Below are 14,426 nucleotides of genomic sequence, written 5' to 3' on the forward strand. Positions count from 1 at the left end.
ATTGTTCGCCCTTATCGGATTGGGCGGGCCGTTCAGAGGTTCCCGGAAATAGCCCCACACCAGACCGTACCCGAAACCGACACAGGTGGACTGGTAGAGAATACCAAGGCGCTTGAGAGAACCATGTTTAAGGAACTCGGCAAAATACCTCCGTAAGTTCGCGAGAAGGAGGCCCGTTCAGGAGGCAACTCTTGGGCGGGGGCACAAACCAGGGGGTGGCGACTGTTTATTAAAAACACAGGGCTCTGCGAAGTCGCAAGACGACGTATAGGGTCTGACGCCTGCCCGGTGCCGGAAGGTTAAAGGGAGGAGTGCAAGCTCCGAACTGAAGCCCCGGTAAACGGCGGCCGTAACTATAACGGTCCTAAGGTAGCGAAATTCCTTGTCGGGTAAGTTCCGACCTGCACGAATGGCGTAACGACTTCCCGCTGTCTCAAACATGGACTCAGCGAAATTGAATTGCCTGTCAAGATGCAGGCTTCCCGCGGTTAGACGGAAAGACCCCGTGCACCTTTACTACAGCTTCACACTGGCATCAGGATTGCGATGTGCAGGATAGGTGGTAGGCTTTGATATGGGAACGCCAGTTCCCATGGAGCCATCCTTGAGATACCACCCTTCGCACTCTTGATGTCTAACCGCGGTCCGTTATCCGGATCCGGGACCCTGTGTGGCGGGTAGTTTGACTGGGGCGGTCGCCTCCCAAACAGTAACGGAGGCGTGCGAAGGTTGGCTCAGAGCGGTCGGAAATCGCTCGTCGAGTGCAATGGCAGAAGCCAGCCTGACTGCAAGACTGACAAGTCGAGCAGAGACGAAAGTCGGCCATAGTGATCCGGTGGTCCCGAGTGGAAGGGCCATCGCTCAACGGATAAAGGTACGCCGGGGATAACAGGCTGATGATGCCCAAGAGTCCATATCGACGGCATCGTTTGGCACCTCGATGTCGGCTCATCTCATCCTGGGGCTGGAGTAGGTCCCAAGGGTATGGCTGTTCGCCATTTAAAGAGGTACGTGAGCTGGGTTTAGAACGTCGTGAGACAGTTCGGTCCCTATCTGCCGTGGGTGTTGGAGACTTGAGAGGAGTTGCCCCTAGTACGAGAGGACCGGGGTGAACGATCCACTGGTGGACCTGTTGTGGCGCCAGCCGCAGTGCAGGGTAGCTATGATCGGACAGGATAACCGCTGAAAGCATCTAAGCGGGAAGCCCCCCTCAAAACAAGGTCTCCCTTGAGAGCCGTGGTAGACCACCACGTCGATAGGCCGGAGATGTAAGCGCAGCAATGCGTTCAGTTGACCGGTACTAATGGCTCGATAGGCTTGATTTGATCCAGTAACAACCAAACTGATCAACAATCAAAGCAACCAAAAGCATTGACCAAAATACGTCGGGATTAAATAATCCCCGCTGATATGTGTTTCTTCTCAGGTTTGGTGGCAATAGCGCGAGCAAAACACCCGATCCCGTCCCGATCTCGGAAGTTAAGTGCCGCCGCGGCAATGGTACTGCGTCTCAAGACGTGGGAGAGTAGCTCACCGCCAAACCTGACAAGAAACACACAAAAATCTCTCTCAACGATCAACAAAAAACCAACGCGGGGTGGAGCAGCCAGGTAGCTCGTCAGGCTCATAACCTGAAGGTCACAGGTTCAAATCCTGTCCCCGCAGCCAAATTACACCATAATATCAGTGCCTTACATAGCGCCCCACGGCCCCACGGGGCGTGTTTTGCTGCGCTAGAAGCGTGTCCGCGCCCCATTGAATTGGGATATTTCTGACGTTTAATGCGTCTGCCAGACGTAATGCGCAATTATTTGGAGGATGCGTATGGCGAATGGTGGTGATGGATTTATTGGTCACTGCGAGGTCATTGAACCGCGTCGACGTGGAAACCGCAGTTGGCCCGATGCGGTGAAGGCGCGGATTGTTGCCGAGAGCTTCCAGCCGGGGGCGCGGGTTGTGGATGTGGCACGGCGGCATGATCTTGTTCCGCATCAGCTGTCAGATTGGCGCAGGTGTCGGTTTCGGTGGCAAGGTGTTCGGCGAATTCCTTTGGTGTCTGATAGCCGAGCGCCGAATGTGGGCGCGTTTCGTTGAAGTCAGCAGCCCAGGCCTGGATCACGGACGGCGCGTCGCCATGTTCCAGAACACGGTCTCGTTCAATAGCTCATCGCGACTGGGTGCTCTCGATCGGGCTGGAACCCAGTGCCTATGGCACACACTCCATGCGGCGCACCAAGGTCGCCCAGATTTACAAGAAGACAGGAAACCTGCGCGCGGTCCAACTGCTGCTGGGTCAAAAGAAGATGGACAGCATTGTGCGGTATCTCGGCGTCGATCTGGATGATGCCCTGTCATTGTCGGAAGGGATCGACCTGTAAGCTTTGTCTGGTCGGCATGGCCGGTCAGGCATGTCGCCAGGAGCGACAATTTGTTTGGCTTCACACCGAATGTCGCTTAGGGCGACAACATGAAGCAAGTCAGCTATACGAAAGGCGCGATCAGGGCATGGCGACGTATGCCTGTAAACACGGCCACGCTGATCCGCACCAAGATTGAGGCTTATGCGCGCACCCAAGCTCGCAGGCGAACAATGTGAAATCCCTGAAAGGCCGAGAAGGGTTAGGGCTGCGTGTCGGGGATGACCAAGGCAACGTCTTGGCCCTGCTCGATATCGGCCACGCGGCGGCATCTATGACTGAAAGGGCATGACATGAACGAGATGGTGACGATCCCGCGCGAAGAATATGACCGCCTGCGGGCTGCGGCCGAATATCTGGCCCGATTTGCAGACTTATGGCCGCGTCAAGGCCGCTGTGGCGGCGGGCGAGGAAGAGTTGATTCCGGTGGAGTACGCGAACCGCCTGCTGAACGGCGAAAACGTTTTGCGCGTCTACCGCGACCTGCACGGGATGACGCAAGCGGCCCTGGCCGAGAAAGCTGGCGTGAACCGCGTGACGGTGGCCGAGATCGAAACCGGCCGAAAGCAGGGCTCGGTCGCGACCCTGCGCGCCTTGGCAGGTGCGCTCGGTGTGAGCATGGATGATCTGGCCGGGTAGGGTCGGCCCCAAGCCGACAGTCCGCAATGAACTATCATTGCAGGGCAGCAACACTACTCATTCGGATCTGCAATAACTCAGCGCCTCGATATACGACACTGGTCTGGCGGGGGCAGGGCCACGCGCAGCATTCTCTCCGCGCCCGCCAGATTGCTGAACAGGACCGGTCGTTCGCAGCTTTGGCCCGGCCACGATACAATCTCCCGCTTAGTCAAGTCCAGCGGGGGGATAAAAGTGACAGTCAGGAACAAGGTTTCGCCATTAGCGCCACATGGTCACGTCTCCATCCAGGCGATTCACGGCTGTGGCGCGCACTCTGATTTGCCTGTTGCCAAAGGCATCTGACAGGACAAGTTCAGACCCGCGCAACGACCAACGCGTGACCCCGAACAGGTCACCGGAACAGCCAATCGTTTGCGCAGTGGCAGGCGCATTTGGTGTGCGTGGTGACATCAGGTTGACCCGGCACTCACGATTGTCTTCGGTGACGGCGCGCCACTGCCCCGCATAATCGCTCGCCGAATTGGCCGCAGCGGGCGTCGCCCCGCCCAAGATCGCCCCGAGCAATCCGCCAGCATCCACCGAGACAGAACTGCTTTCAGTTACAGTGCGGGTGGTGTTCCCTTGCACGGTGGTCGTCGTGGTGCTGGAACTATCGGAAATCTGCGCGGGGGTCGCCACGGGCAGGACAGGGTTTTGCTGCGCGGGCGGGGAAACGGTCGGCGGGGCTTCCATTTCGCAGGCGGATAATAGGGAAATGATCAATACAGGTAATAGGATGGAGCGATGCATAGTGCCTCCGGCAAAGTTAAGCTTTTGGTATCAATGTGGACCACAAAAAGAGCTGCCGTCCTGGTTGTGCAGTTTGGGCTGGCCCTGAACAAATAAGCGCGCCATATGCCAGCTTCGGCAAAAACTCGCAGCTATGCCTTTCACCAGAAAGGCAACCGCCGACGCTTCATCAGGTAGCGGGGCGCGGGCAGAAATTACCCTTCGCCCGAATAGAGCGCGGACAGATAGAGCGCTTGTTCTGCTGTCAGGTGCATCATGCAATTCAAGAAAGTCGGGCTTGCTCCGGTACCACCTTGCCACAGCGATGCTTCATGTCCACAGCGCGCATCCCGGTAAGTGATCCATGCGCGCTGCATGTCGCGCAGTGTGTCTGCCTGAACGGCGAGGTTATCCGGTAAATCGGCATCAGACATCCGCCTCAAAGAGAGCAATTGCTGATAGGCGCCGTTCAGGATGTCATCCCAGTATTGCAATTCCCTGTCCAGACAGAACCCCATCCCATAGGTGGACTCCCCGCCGGGTTGTTGCATGCAGTTACCTGCCGAAACACCAATACAATCGGACTTGTTGCCCTCATGACCCGTCGTGACCAGGCATTCATCGGTTCCGTTGGCGTCAAATAACAGATCCTGCGCAAGAACAGGGGCAGGCAGGAGGACTGCCATCAGCAGGAAAAAAACACGTATCATTAAAATCTCCGTTCGAAATAAACAGGCTCAACTAATCTCGACATTCCCCAGGTGGTTTGTTGTCCGGCGACAATATTTAGCGGTTTTGCCACCAGATCAAGTGCGTTTCTGAAAACTCGCCACAATAGCCATGCGGTCGGATGAGAGAGGCATGACGCTTGCAATGTGCTGCACATTTCTTTTGCTTCTTGCCTTACGCAGTAACGGTCGCCTTCGTTGAATCCTGCGTGTGCAATGCCGCAACGCCGTCAGGCCGTTACCCGTCCGTTGTGAAGGCGACCGCCAGTTCAACCTACCTTGGCCCATAACAGCCGGTCGGGCGGTCGTGCTGCCTGCTCCGAAGCAGCCACTCGGGTCAAGTGCAGCGTATAACCGTAGCAGCCTTTAGGCTGCTGCCCGTCTGGACTGTTCAATTATCAGGAACGATCTTCTTTTACCGTGGGGACAATATAGGCTTGCATCGCCAATTAACGATTGATATATCGTAGATCGTCGATACAGAGAGGGCATTATGCTAAACTGGAATACAAGCACGCGTGTTGATGCCGAGCAAATCGCACGGGTTGCCAAGGCCCTTGCCCATCCGGCCCGCGTGCGGATCATCGAATTTCTGCTGTCGCGGCCCGGTTGTATTGGTGGCGATATCGTCGACGAGGTTGGGCTGGCGCAATCCACCGTGTCAGAGCATCTGCGCATTCTGAAAGCGTCCGGTCTGGTTGTCGGCACAATTGAGCGGCCCAGAATTTGCTATTCACTGGACCCCAGCGCGCTCGGCCCTCTGCACATTTTGATAGGACAGATCGAAGCGCGGGGGCCAGACAGCGCCGAGGCACCTTGCTGTTATACCCCCACAGGCTGCATTCCAAAGGACGCCACGCAATGACCACACTCACTGTTTATGATCCTGCCATGTGCTGCTCAACGGGTATTTGTGGTACTGATATTGACCAGAAGCTGATTACTCTGGCAGCCGATCTGGACTGGCTGCGCGCCCAAGGTGTTGCGGTTCAGCGCTTCGGGCTTAGCCGGGAACCTGCGGAATTCGTGGCCAATGACCAGATTCGCGATCTTATGCAGGCGTCGGGCGGCGATGATTTGCCAGCGTTTGTGGTGGATGGCAAACTGGTTGCGAAAGCGCATTATCCCGATCGTATAGAGATGGCAGCGTGGGCAGGTGTCGCCGTCGACCAAGAGATGCCGCCTTCAAAACGAGGTGGTTGTTGCTGTGGCCCTGCCAAGGCAGAGCGGAAACAGGGCGCGTGCTGTTAAGCCAGCGTTGCTGATTTACTAAGATACTTGCGCAATCCTGCGCAAAGACAACGCTCGCAGACCCTGCGCGGCGACAGGAGAGATCATGTTCACTGACCTTCCGAAGTATGTGTTTCTGACTGGCAAGGGCGGTGTTGGCAAAACCTCGCTGGCCTGCGCCACCGCTGTCAGCCTTGCCGATGCGGGCAAAAAGGTTCTGCTGGTCTCGACCGACCCTGCCTCGAACGTTGGTCAGGTGTTTGGTATTGAAATCGGCAATCACATCACGCTTATCGCCAGGGTTCCGGGGCTAAGCGCGCTGGAAATTGACCCCGAGGGGGCCGCAGCGGAATACCGCGAGCGGATCGTCGGGCCGATGCGCGGGGTTCTTCCGGAGAAGGCACTGAAGGGGATCGAAGAACAGCTTTCCGGGGCTTGCACGACCGAGATCGCGGCCTTTGACGAGTTTACAGCGCTTCTGACCGACGATGCGGTGACAACCGCCTATGATCACATAATTTTCGACACCGCACCCACCGGCCACACTATACGCATGCTGAAGCTGCCCGGTGCGTGGTCGGGCTTTCTGGAAACAGGCGGCGATGCGTCGTGCCTTGGCCCGCTGGCCGGGTTGGAGCAAAGCCGGGCACGGTATGCGGCTGCGGTGGACAGCCTGTCTGATGGTGCCCGCACGCGACTGATTCTTGTCACGCGCCCGCGCGCCAGTTCGCTGACCGAGGCCGCGCGCACCAGCCGGGAACTGGCAGATATCGGCATCGGCAACCAGCATCTGGCGATCAACGGGCTGATGCCGGACAAGGATCTGGGTGATGATTTGGCAGCCGCCTTGATTATGCGTGACACTGCGGCAATCGACGGAATGGACAGTCATCTGGCGGCCCTTCCACAAACCCGGTTTGCACTAAGACCCGAGAACCTTGTGGGCCTTGCTGCACTGCGCCGGATGACCGCGCCTGTAGCGCTTGACCGGGTCGCGCCGCGCACCGCTGATGGCGATCTGCCGCCTCTGTCTGCGCTGGTGGACGGGATCGAAGCCGCTGGAAAAGGGCTGGTCATGACCATGGGCAAGGGCGGCGTCGGCAAGACCACAATTGCCGCTGCGGTCGCCGTTGAGCTTGCCGCGCGCGGGCACGAGGTGCTGCTGACCACGACCGACCCTGCCGCCCATCTGACCGAAACGCTGGCGGGCGATGTGCCGCACCTGAGCGTCAGCCGCATCGACCCGGAGGCCGAGACAGCAGCCTACCGCGACCATATCCTTGCCACCAAGGGCGCGAGCCTGGACGCCCAAGGTCGCGCGATGCTGGAGGAAGACCTGCGCTCGCCCTGTACCGAGGAAATCGCCGTGTTTCAGGCGTTTTCCCGCGTCATCCGCGAAGCGGGCCGCAAATTCGTGGTGATGGATACGGCACCCACGGGCCACACGCTGTTGTTGCTGGATGCAACCGGATCATATCACCGCGACGTGCTGCGCCACGCGGGCAAGGCGGCAAGCCACATGACCACGCCGATGATGCGGTTGCAGGATGCGGACAAAACCAAGGTGCTGATTGTCACACTGGCCGAAACCACGCCGGTTCTGGAAGCCTCGCGCCTGCAAGATGATCTGCGGCGCGCGGGCATTGAACCTTATGGTTGGGTCGTCAATGCCAGTCTTGCGGCAACCGGAACCACGCATCCCATCCTTGCCGCCCGCGCCGCGTCCGAGGCGCCCGAGATTGCTTCTGTCCGCAACAGTCTTGCCGCGCGCTATGCCGTGGTGCCGATGCAGGCCGAAGACCCAGTGGGTGCTGCGCGTCTGCGCGCTCTTGTCCGCCCGGAACCTGTGCTGGTCTGAACACTGAAGGAAGACACCAACATGCCTATTTTTGAACGTTACCTTTCGGTCTGGGTTGCCCTTGCCATAGTTGCGGGGCTGGCGCTTGGCCAGATCGCGCCCGCGCTGGTGAATGCGCTGGCAAGCCTTGAATATGGCTCGATCAATTTCGTGGTCGCGGTGCTGATCTGGTTCATGGTCTATCCGATGATGGTGGGGGTGGATTTCACATCGCTTGCCCGCGTGCATGAACGCCCCAAGGGGCTGATCATTACGCTAACCGTCAACTGGCTGATAAAGCCCTTCACCATGGCCGCCCTTGGCGTGCTGTTTTTCGAGTATGTCTTTGCACCCTTTATTGAGCCGGGCACCGCAGGCCAGTATATCGCAGGCATGATCCTTCTGGGTGCTGCCCCCTGCACCGCGATGGTGTTCGTGTGGTCGCAACTGACCAAGGGGGACCCGAATTACACATTGGTGCAGGTGTCACTGAATGATGTGATCATGATCTTCGCCTTCGCGCCCATCGTGGCGCTGCTGCTGGGCGTGACCGACATAACCGTGCCATGGGAAACGCTGGTGCTGTCGGTGGTGCTGTATATTGTGGTGCCGCTGACGGCGGGCGTGATCACGCGGCTTTATATGACACGCGGCGCGCGGAGTGTGGCCGAAGGGGAAACCGCTGTGGCCGCATTCACTGCGCGCGTCAAACCCTTCTCGATCATCGGGCTGCTGGCGACGGTCGTGCTGCTGTTCGGTTTTCAGGGCGAGGTGATCCTTGACCGGCCCCTGATCATCGTGCTGATCGCCATTCCGCTGCTGATCCAGTCCTACGGCATGTTCGCGGTCGCCTATTGGGCCGCGAAAGCGTGGCGTGTGCCGCATAAGGTCGCGGCCCCCTGCGCGCTGATTGGCACATCGAATTTCTTTGAACTGGCGGTGGCGGTGGCAATCGGGCTGTTCGGCCTGAATTCCATTGCGGCCCTTGTCACTGTCGTGGGCGTGCTGGTCGAAGTGCCGGTGATGCTGTCGCTGGTGTGGTTCGCCAACCGCACGAAACACTGGTTCCCGCTTGAGGAAACCCCGATCCGCACAGCCAAAACGAAGGAGCAGAACTGATGTCGCAAACAGCATTGATTGCACTTGACCATTCCGCCGCCCAAGGCCCGCCGCCCGATACGTCCGCTGGCCCGTGATGACGCGTGCCGCCTTGAGCAGTATTGCACCAGAGATTGCCGTCGCTGGTGGCAAGATCGAGGTGCATCTGGCAGAGGGCAAGCCGTCAGAGTAGATCGCAAAGTCTGCGGCAGATGGCGGTGCCGATCTGATCGTTATCGGCAAGCAGCGACAGGGCTGGGTCGAAAGCCGGACCATCGGATCGACCGCAACCAACCTGTGCGAAATCGCGCGCCGTCCCGTGTTGGTGGTGCCCCTGCAAAACAAGAAGGCGTAATATCATGAAGATCCTGTTTCTCTGCGTCGCAAATTCCGCGCGTAGCCAGATGGCCGAAGGCCTGGCCCGCGCGATGCTGCCCAAGAATGTCGAGATCGCCAGCGCCGGTTCCGCACCCGGACAGGTGAACCCGCTGGCGATCAAGGCGCTTGCGGAGATCGATATCGACATCTCTGGGCAGTGGTCAAAACCACTGGAAGACGTCGCCGTTGAGGCCGCCGATCTGATCGTGACACTATGTGCGGAAGAGGTCTGCCCGTATGTGCCCGGCGAAGTTCAACGCTTGCACTGGCCTGTCATCGACCCCGCAGCGTCTGGCAATATCGCGGCCTTCCGTGCCGCACGCGATCAGATCCGGGACAAGATTGCAGGTTTAGGGCTTTGAGGTCCCCGAAGGCACAAGCGCTTCGCGCCTACATGCAACGCAGCTTTACAGCGCGCTACCGCAACGGATAGTTTGATCTGGGGGGACATTGTTAAATGATGCGGCTTCAACGACGCAAGGTCTTGGTGGCGGCAGGCTTAGCGCTGCTGTCCGCCCCCATGGTGCTGCGCGCGCAGCCCGTGCCGTTCAGGTTTGGCCTGACCCCTGTGTTTCTGGACAATGACTGGCAATTGCTGGACTTTCTGCGCGCACATCTAAGCACCAAGATGGGTGGCGAGGTGGAGTTCCTTCAGCGCCGCACCTACAAGGAAGTCACAGCCCTTTTGTTGATGGGCGAGATTGATGCGGCGTGGCTGTGCGGCTATCCTTTGCTTCAGAATAGTGAAAGGCTGTCCGCGTTGGCGCTGCCAGTATGGCAGGGCCAGCCGAATTACAGCGCAAAGATCATCACGAGTAAGGGACGCACTGCGCAGTATCTGGAGGATCTGCGCGGCGATATTCATGCTTATTCCGATCCGGATTCCAATTCCGGCCATCTGGTCACAGTTTCGGAACTGCTAAAGCAAAACCACCGTCCCGAAGCGTTCTTTGCGCGCAGCTTCTTCACCTATGGTCACCGCAATGTCGTGCGTGCCGTCGCGCGTGGTCTTGCGCAATCGGGCAGTGTGGATGGCTATGTTTATGAGGCCATGCAACGCGCAGAGCCCGAGCTTGTGGCGCGAACCCATGTCTTGTGGGAATCGGAACAGTTTGGATTTCCACCCATTGTGGTGGCCCGTGAAGCCTTGGACAGTGGTCCCGCGCAAAGTTTCTTTACCGCGCTCACGACCATGCAAGAAAGCGATGCCGGACAGGCGGCGCTGCAGATGCTGCAGCTGGATGGGTTCGCTGCACCTGACGCACACAGCTTTGATCAGATCGCCGCGCGGATGCGGATTGTGGCAGAGCGAGGCTGACAGGGTGCGCGGGTTTCACCTTCCCGTTATGGTCAAGGGGCCGCTTCTGGCGGCGGGGCTGTTGGTGCTGGTGGGCATTCTGGCCTCGCATCTGGTGTTGCGCGCGCTGGTGAACACACAAGAGCGGCACTTGCGCGAAATGGCGCTGCTGGAGTTTGCAGGCGTCGAGGCGACGATCGGCCCCTTCGTGGTGCGCGATGATATCTGGGAAATGTTCGACCTGCTGGATCGTGTTACCCAGCGCGAGGGTGCGCTCAGACCGCTGCAGGCGACGCTTATTGATCCCCTTGGGCGCGTCACTGTATCGACCGCGCCTGAAATAAACCCGCTTGGTGCGCAGCGTGCCAGCATGATCGCGGCGGCCACGCCCGTGACGGCACCGCAGTATGACCTGAGCAACGGCACTATCGCACTCTCGAAGGTCATGCAGTATCAGAACCGGCCACTCGGACAGGTGATTATAGAGTTTGATACCACTGGTTTTGTTACGGAACGGACACGCACCGCCGCAATCCTGATCGCGGGCAATGCAATCGCAACCCTGATTGCAGCACTCTTGGGCTTTTGGTTGATGCGCCGCGTGCTGCGCCCGGTTGCACGGCTGACCGACGAGATGGGGCGCAGCAGTGATGCACTGACACCCATTCCGGATGCTGCGATCCCGCGTCGAAACCCCGAAGTCGCGAAACTCTATGACACCTATAACGGATTGATCCGCGCGGTGGCAGAGCGCGACGCCACAACAAGGCGTCTGGCGGACCGCGAACGGTTTGTCAGCCTTGGGCGGCTTGCCGGCACGCTGGCGCATGAGGTCAACAACCCGCTGGGCGGATTGCTGAACACTGTGGACACGCTGCGCACCTATCCAGATCGCGCCGATGTGGTCAAAAATTCGGCAGATTTGCTGGATCGCGGGCTGCGGCACATGCGCGATGTCGTGCGCGCCACATTGGATGTTCACCGCGACGCGCCAGAGCGCAGGTCGCTGGCGCTGGCCGATCTTGAAGATCTGAACCTGCTGATCCGTCCGGAGGCCGAGGGGCGCGGCCAGCACCTGCATTGGGAAATCACGCTGCCCGAAGACTGTGTGGCCCATCTGCCCGCAGGGCCAGTGCGCCAGATTGTCCTGAACCTGCTGCTCAACGCATCCTCGGCTGCGGGGTATGGTGGCGAAATCGGGTTAAGGCTGGATCGTGAAGGTGCTTTCGTCCGGCTGGCCATACAAGACAGCGGCCCCGGATTGCCCGATCATTTGCACCCGCGTCTGTTATCCGACGCACCTGTGGCGCCGGGCGGGGGGGTCGGATTGCGGCTCGTGCGCGAGTTGGTTCAGGACATGGGCGGGCAGATAACCTTGGGGCAATCACCGCAGGGCTTGCAGGAAATTCAGGTGTATCTGCCCTGCGCAGGCGTTGGGGGGCAGGATGCTTGAAGGCCGCACCATAGCCTTGGTCGAGGATGATGAGATCATGGGCGGCTCGCTGGAACAGCGTTTGAAGCTGGAAGGTGCGCGCGTGGTCTGGTTCAAGGGCTATCAGCGCGCGCTTGGCGGGCTGCGCACACCACACCGCCCCTTTGATGCCGTGATCTGCGATATCCGCTTGGGGGATGGGTCGGGTGAAGACCTGTTTTTGAAGCTTGGGGAAACCACCCTGCCGCCGCCATTTCTGTTCATGACCGGGCAGGCCAGCGCCGATCAGGCGGTGCGGTTGTTGCGTTCGGGTGCGGCGGATTATCTGACCAAGCCGTTTGATATGGGGCAGTTGCTGGAACGCCTGTCGTTGCTGATTGCGCCAGGGTTTGAGGGTGACGGGCCGGGATTCGGTCCCTCGAAAGCCGCGCGCCAGATCGATGAGAGGATCAGGCGGCTGGCACGAACAGAGGGGTCAGTGCTCATACTCGGTGAAAGTGGCACCGGCAAGCGGGCAGCAGCGGAGCGACTGCATGCACGCTCTGAACGGTCTGCTGCGCCGTTCATCGGTGTCGATCTGTCGCGCATAGCTGGCGACCAGCACGCCGCGCGTCTGTTCGGGGCAGGCGGCGCCATAGAGCAGGCGGGGCAAGGTATTCTGCTGCTGGAACGTCTGGGCGAGGCCAGCGATGCGGTTCAGGCACAGCTTCTGGCCGCGATCTGGGCGGCACGCACGGAGGGTATGCGTCTGGTGGCAACCGAGGACGACACTGCGCGCGACAAGCTGCGGCCCGATCTGTTCTTTCACCTCAGCCCGTTGACCCTGCGCATCCCGCCCTTGCGCGACCGGCCCGAGGACGCTTTATGGATGATGACCCGTATGTTCGACGGTATGAACCGCCGTCGCGACACACCACTTAAAGGGATATCAACGCAGGCCGAGGCGATGGCGTTGCGCCATGACTGGCGCGGGAATGGCCGCGAAATTCGCGCACGGCTGGCGCAGTCTATGGCGCTGGCGCAGGGCGAAATGATCATGCCCGCTGATCTGTTCCCTGACATGGCTGCGACACCAGATCAGGGCTTTGCCACCTTGGCCGAGGCGCGCGATCAGGCCGAGCGCGTGCAGATCCAGCGCGCGCTGGACCAATGCGCAGGCAGTATGGCGGCCGCAGCAAAGCTGCTGGGCGTGGGGCGCACGACGCTTTGGGAAAAGATGCAAAAGCTGGGTGTGGAACGGCCCATCGAGGATGTTCGGAAACCCGAACAAGACCGGCAGTAACCCGTCCGGGAATCCGAACAGATAATTTAACCAATTAAAAACAGACATTTGAGCGGTAGATATTGTCGCGCCTTCCGCATGCTTTGGTATGCCGCCTGCTGTATCTTGCAGATGGAGAGCCAGAATCTGCCCTGTGTCGCACCGCGCGCATGGGGCAATTCCAGCCAAGGGGGGAACGTCGTGGAGGAGAGTGCAGAAATTGATTTGCAGGACAAGCTGTCGCTGGATGCGGCCGCCTGCCTGACGATCCGCCGCCCCGATGCGGCCTGCACTGCCTGTGCGGATATCTGCCCCGCGCAAGCAATCAGGATTGATGCGCGCGCCATTGAGCTGGATCATGACCGCTGCACAGGTTGTGCGCGCTGTGTGGTGGCCTGCCCGACTGGCGCGCTTATGCTGTCTGTTTCGCTTGCGAAAACCGCTGCACCTTTTGAATGCAGCCGGGTTGCACAGTCAGATCGTAAGTCGGGCGCACAAGTCGTTCCCTGTCTGGGTGGCCTGTCTGCGACGCAGCTACTGGAACGCATGTCCAGGCATGGGCAGGTCACGCTGGTGGATCGCGGCTGGTGCGCGGGCTGCCCTTCGGGTGGCTGCGCGCAGCCTTGGGGGGATGCGGTGCAATCGGTGCAAGCTGATCTGGCCGATCTGGGCCATGATGCGGCGGGGGTGCAGGTCATCCCGGCCCCGACACACTCTGCCCGTGCACGACCGGCCCCGCAACCGCGCCGCCCCCGGCAACAAGCTTATTCCCGCCGCCAACTGTTCCGCCGCCTGACCACCCCAGCACCTGCGCCTGACCTAAGCCGGGTGACCACCAATCAGCCTTTCAGTGGCAAGGTGGGTACGCCCGCGCTGGAGCGTCGCCGCGATGCCTTGTGCGCGTTGCATGGCGCAGACACGCTGCCCGCCGCAATTTTCCCAGCGTTGGACTGCACCGGCATACCCGATATGCGGTTTGCCGCAAGCCTGTGCCCCACACATGCCCTGACCCTGACCGAGACAGCCGACGCAGATAGCCTGACATTCGACGCAGCACTGTGCATTGGCTGTGGCGATTGCGAAAAGGCGGATGGCCTCCACCTGCTTACGCAGGGCGCAGGGCAATATGACGGACCTGTGACGCTCGTTCGCCAGATCATGGCCGATTGCCCCGGTTGCCTGCGCCGGTTCGCGCCGCGCGCAGCCCAGAGCAAATGCGACGCCTGCCACAAAGATAATGATCTTGCTGCTTCGGCCTTTGGGCTGATGCGGCGTAGCCAAGTGCCCTACGGGGCCTGACATTTGCGCGCCCAGGCGGGCGTTGCACTTTGATTTGAG

At 59.7% G+C, this 14,426-nt stretch carries 14 protein-coding genes, 1 tRNA gene, 2 rRNA genes and 2 pseudogenes (1 of these 19 only partly in view); 16 read left to right on the forward strand and 3 right to left on the reverse strand.

The genetic code is table 11. From position 1 onward, the window contains the following. The 4 genes from P8S53_RS02565 to P8S53_RS21275 form a co-directional block, all read left to right on the forward strand. Positions 1-1,325, forward strand: a 23S ribosomal RNA gene (locus tag P8S53_RS02565) (it extends 1,594 nt beyond the left edge of the window). 102 nt (positions 1,326-1,427) lie between these two features. After that, a 5S ribosomal RNA gene (gene rrf, locus P8S53_RS02570) occupies positions 1,428-1,542 on the forward strand. Between the two features lie 49 nt (positions 1,543-1,591). Further along, a tRNA-Met gene (locus P8S53_RS02575) sits at positions 1,592-1,668 on the forward strand. 156 nt (positions 1,669-1,824) lie between these two features. Next, the gene (locus P8S53_RS21275) at positions 1,825-2,094 is read left to right on the forward strand and encodes a transposase (RefSeq protein WP_306417824.1); all 270 of its coding nucleotides are present in this window, start codon (positions 1,825-1,827) and stop codon (positions 2,092-2,094) included. Here the strand turns inward: P8S53_RS21275 and P8S53_RS02580 are convergent. Then, positions 2,030-2,172: pseudogene (locus tag P8S53_RS02580) on the reverse strand (integrase core domain-containing protein); the annotation flags it as partial. The gene P8S53_RS21275 and the pseudogene P8S53_RS02580 overlap by 65 nt on opposite strands. Here P8S53_RS02580 and P8S53_RS02585 point away from each other — a divergent pair. Further along, a pseudogene (locus P8S53_RS02585) lies at positions 2,166-2,378 on the forward strand (integrase); the annotation flags it as partial. The pseudogenes P8S53_RS02580 and P8S53_RS02585 sit on opposite strands and share 7 nt — an antisense overlap. A gap of 366 nt (positions 2,379-2,744) precedes the next feature. Continuing rightward, complete coding sequence (locus P8S53_RS02590) at positions 2,745-3,056, forward strand: helix-turn-helix transcriptional regulator (protein ID WP_277805605.1); 312 nt, start codon at positions 2,745-2,747, stop codon at positions 3,054-3,056. 261 nt (positions 3,057-3,317) lie between these two features. On the opposite strand, the gene P8S53_RS02595 is transcribed toward P8S53_RS02590, so the two are convergent. Further along, positions 3,318-3,848, reverse strand: coding sequence for an AprI/Inh family metalloprotease inhibitor (locus P8S53_RS02595; RefSeq protein WP_277805606.1), 531 nt, complete (start codon positions 3,846-3,848; stop codon positions 3,318-3,320). 194 nt (positions 3,849-4,042) lie between these two features. Further along, complete coding sequence (locus P8S53_RS02600) at positions 4,043-4,537, reverse strand: lysozyme inhibitor LprI family protein (RefSeq protein WP_277805607.1); 495 nt, start codon at positions 4,535-4,537, stop codon at positions 4,043-4,045. 511 nt (positions 4,538-5,048) lie between these two features. On the opposite strand from P8S53_RS02600, the gene P8S53_RS02605 reads away from it, so the two are divergent. The 10 genes from P8S53_RS02605 (at position 5,049) to P8S53_RS02645 (ending at position 14,387) form a co-directional block, all read left to right on the forward strand. Continuing rightward, complete coding sequence (locus P8S53_RS02605; protein WP_277805608.1) at positions 5,049-5,420, forward strand: helix-turn-helix transcriptional regulator; 372 nt, start codon at positions 5,049-5,051, stop codon at positions 5,418-5,420. Further along, positions 5,417-5,806 (forward strand): arsenite efflux transporter metallochaperone ArsD, encoded by a 390-nt coding sequence (gene arsD, locus P8S53_RS02610; protein ID WP_277805609.1) that lies wholly within the window; start codon positions 5,417-5,419, stop codon positions 5,804-5,806. The genes P8S53_RS02605 and arsD overlap by 4 nt, the downstream gene beginning before the upstream one ends. A gap of 85 nt (positions 5,807-5,891) precedes the next feature. Then, positions 5,892-7,643 (forward strand): arsenical pump-driving ATPase, encoded by a 1,752-nt coding sequence (arsA, locus tag P8S53_RS02615; RefSeq protein ID WP_277805610.1) that lies wholly within the window; start codon positions 5,892-5,894, stop codon positions 7,641-7,643. A gap of 21 nt (positions 7,644-7,664) precedes the next feature. After that, positions 7,665-8,741 carry an ACR3 family arsenite efflux transporter gene (gene arsB / locus P8S53_RS02620; protein ID WP_277805611.1) on the forward strand — a complete coding sequence of 359 codons (1,077 nt, stop codon included), beginning with the start codon at positions 7,665-7,667 and terminating at the stop codon, positions 8,739-8,741. 172 nt (positions 8,742-8,913) lie between these two features. Then, a complete protein-coding gene (locus P8S53_RS21400) occupies positions 8,914-9,075 on the forward strand; it encodes a universal stress protein (protein ID WP_373418514.1) in 162 nt (53 codons plus the stop codon). Positions 9,076-9,079: 4 nt separating this feature from the next. Further along, a complete protein-coding gene (locus P8S53_RS02625) occupies positions 9,080-9,460 on the forward strand; it encodes an arsenate reductase ArsC (protein WP_277805612.1) in 381 nt (126 codons plus the stop codon). 95 nt (positions 9,461-9,555) lie between these two features. Next, entirely contained in the window at positions 9,556-10,416 is an 861-nt protein-coding gene (locus P8S53_RS02630; RefSeq protein WP_277805613.1) for a PhnD/SsuA/transferrin family substrate-binding protein, read from the forward strand. A gap of 4 nt (positions 10,417-10,420) precedes the next feature. Then, on the forward strand, positions 10,421-11,848 hold the full coding sequence (locus tag P8S53_RS02635) for a sensor histidine kinase (RefSeq protein ID WP_277805614.1): 1,428 nt from the start codon (positions 10,421-10,423) through the stop codon (positions 11,846-11,848). Then, positions 11,841-13,109, forward strand: a complete 1,269-nt coding sequence (locus tag P8S53_RS02640) for a sigma-54 dependent transcriptional regulator (protein WP_277805615.1) — start codon at positions 11,841-11,843, stop codon at positions 13,107-13,109. The genes P8S53_RS02635 and P8S53_RS02640 overlap by 8 nt, the downstream gene beginning before the upstream one ends. Positions 13,110-13,289: 180 nt before the next feature. Next, positions 13,290-14,387, forward strand: a complete 1,098-nt coding sequence (locus P8S53_RS02645) for a 4Fe-4S dicluster domain-containing protein (RefSeq protein ID WP_277805616.1) — start codon at positions 13,290-13,292, stop codon at positions 14,385-14,387. Positions 14,388-14,426: the final 39 nt, after the last annotated feature.

The organism is Roseinatronobacter sp. S2 (assembly GCF_029581395.1).
Lineage (GTDB): Bacteria > Pseudomonadota > Alphaproteobacteria > Rhodobacterales > Rhodobacteraceae > Roseinatronobacter.

Excerpts from the sequence above, each read along its gene's own strand:
- P8S53_RS02625 (WP_277805612.1), top strand. The coding sequence starts at position 9,080 with ATGAAGATCCTGTTTCTCTGCGTCGCAAATTCCGCGCGTAGCCAGATG.
- P8S53_RS02595 (WP_277805606.1), bottom strand. The coding sequence starts at position 3,848 with ATGCATCGCTCCATCCTATTACCTGTATTGATCATTTCCCTATTATCC.
- P8S53_RS21275 (WP_306417824.1), top strand. The coding sequence starts at position 1,825 with ATGGCGAATGGTGGTGATGGATTTATTGGTCACTGCGAGGTCATTGAA.
- P8S53_RS02605 (WP_277805608.1), top strand. The coding sequence starts at position 5,049 with ATGCTAAACTGGAATACAAGCACGCGTGTTGATGCCGAGCAAATCGCA.
- arsD (WP_277805609.1), top strand. The coding sequence starts at position 5,417 with ATGACCACACTCACTGTTTATGATCCTGCCATGTGCTGCTCAACGGGT.
- P8S53_RS02600 (WP_277805607.1), bottom strand. The coding sequence starts at position 4,537 with ATGATACGTGTTTTTTTCCTGCTGATGGCAGTCCTCCTGCCTGCCCCT.
- P8S53_RS02630 (WP_277805613.1), top strand. The coding sequence starts at position 9,556 with ATGATGCGGCTTCAACGACGCAAGGTCTTGGTGGCGGCAGGCTTAGCG.
- P8S53_RS02590 (WP_277805605.1), top strand. The coding sequence starts at position 2,745 with ATGACCGCCTGCGGGCTGCGGCCGAATATCTGGCCCGATTTGCAGACT.
- P8S53_RS02640 (WP_277805615.1), top strand. The coding sequence starts at position 11,841 with ATGCTTGAAGGCCGCACCATAGCCTTGGTCGAGGATGATGAGATCATG.
- arsB (WP_277805611.1), top strand. The coding sequence starts at position 7,665 with ATGCCTATTTTTGAACGTTACCTTTCGGTCTGGGTTGCCCTTGCCATA.
- arsA (WP_277805610.1), top strand. The coding sequence starts at position 5,892 with ATGTTCACTGACCTTCCGAAGTATGTGTTTCTGACTGGCAAGGGCGGT.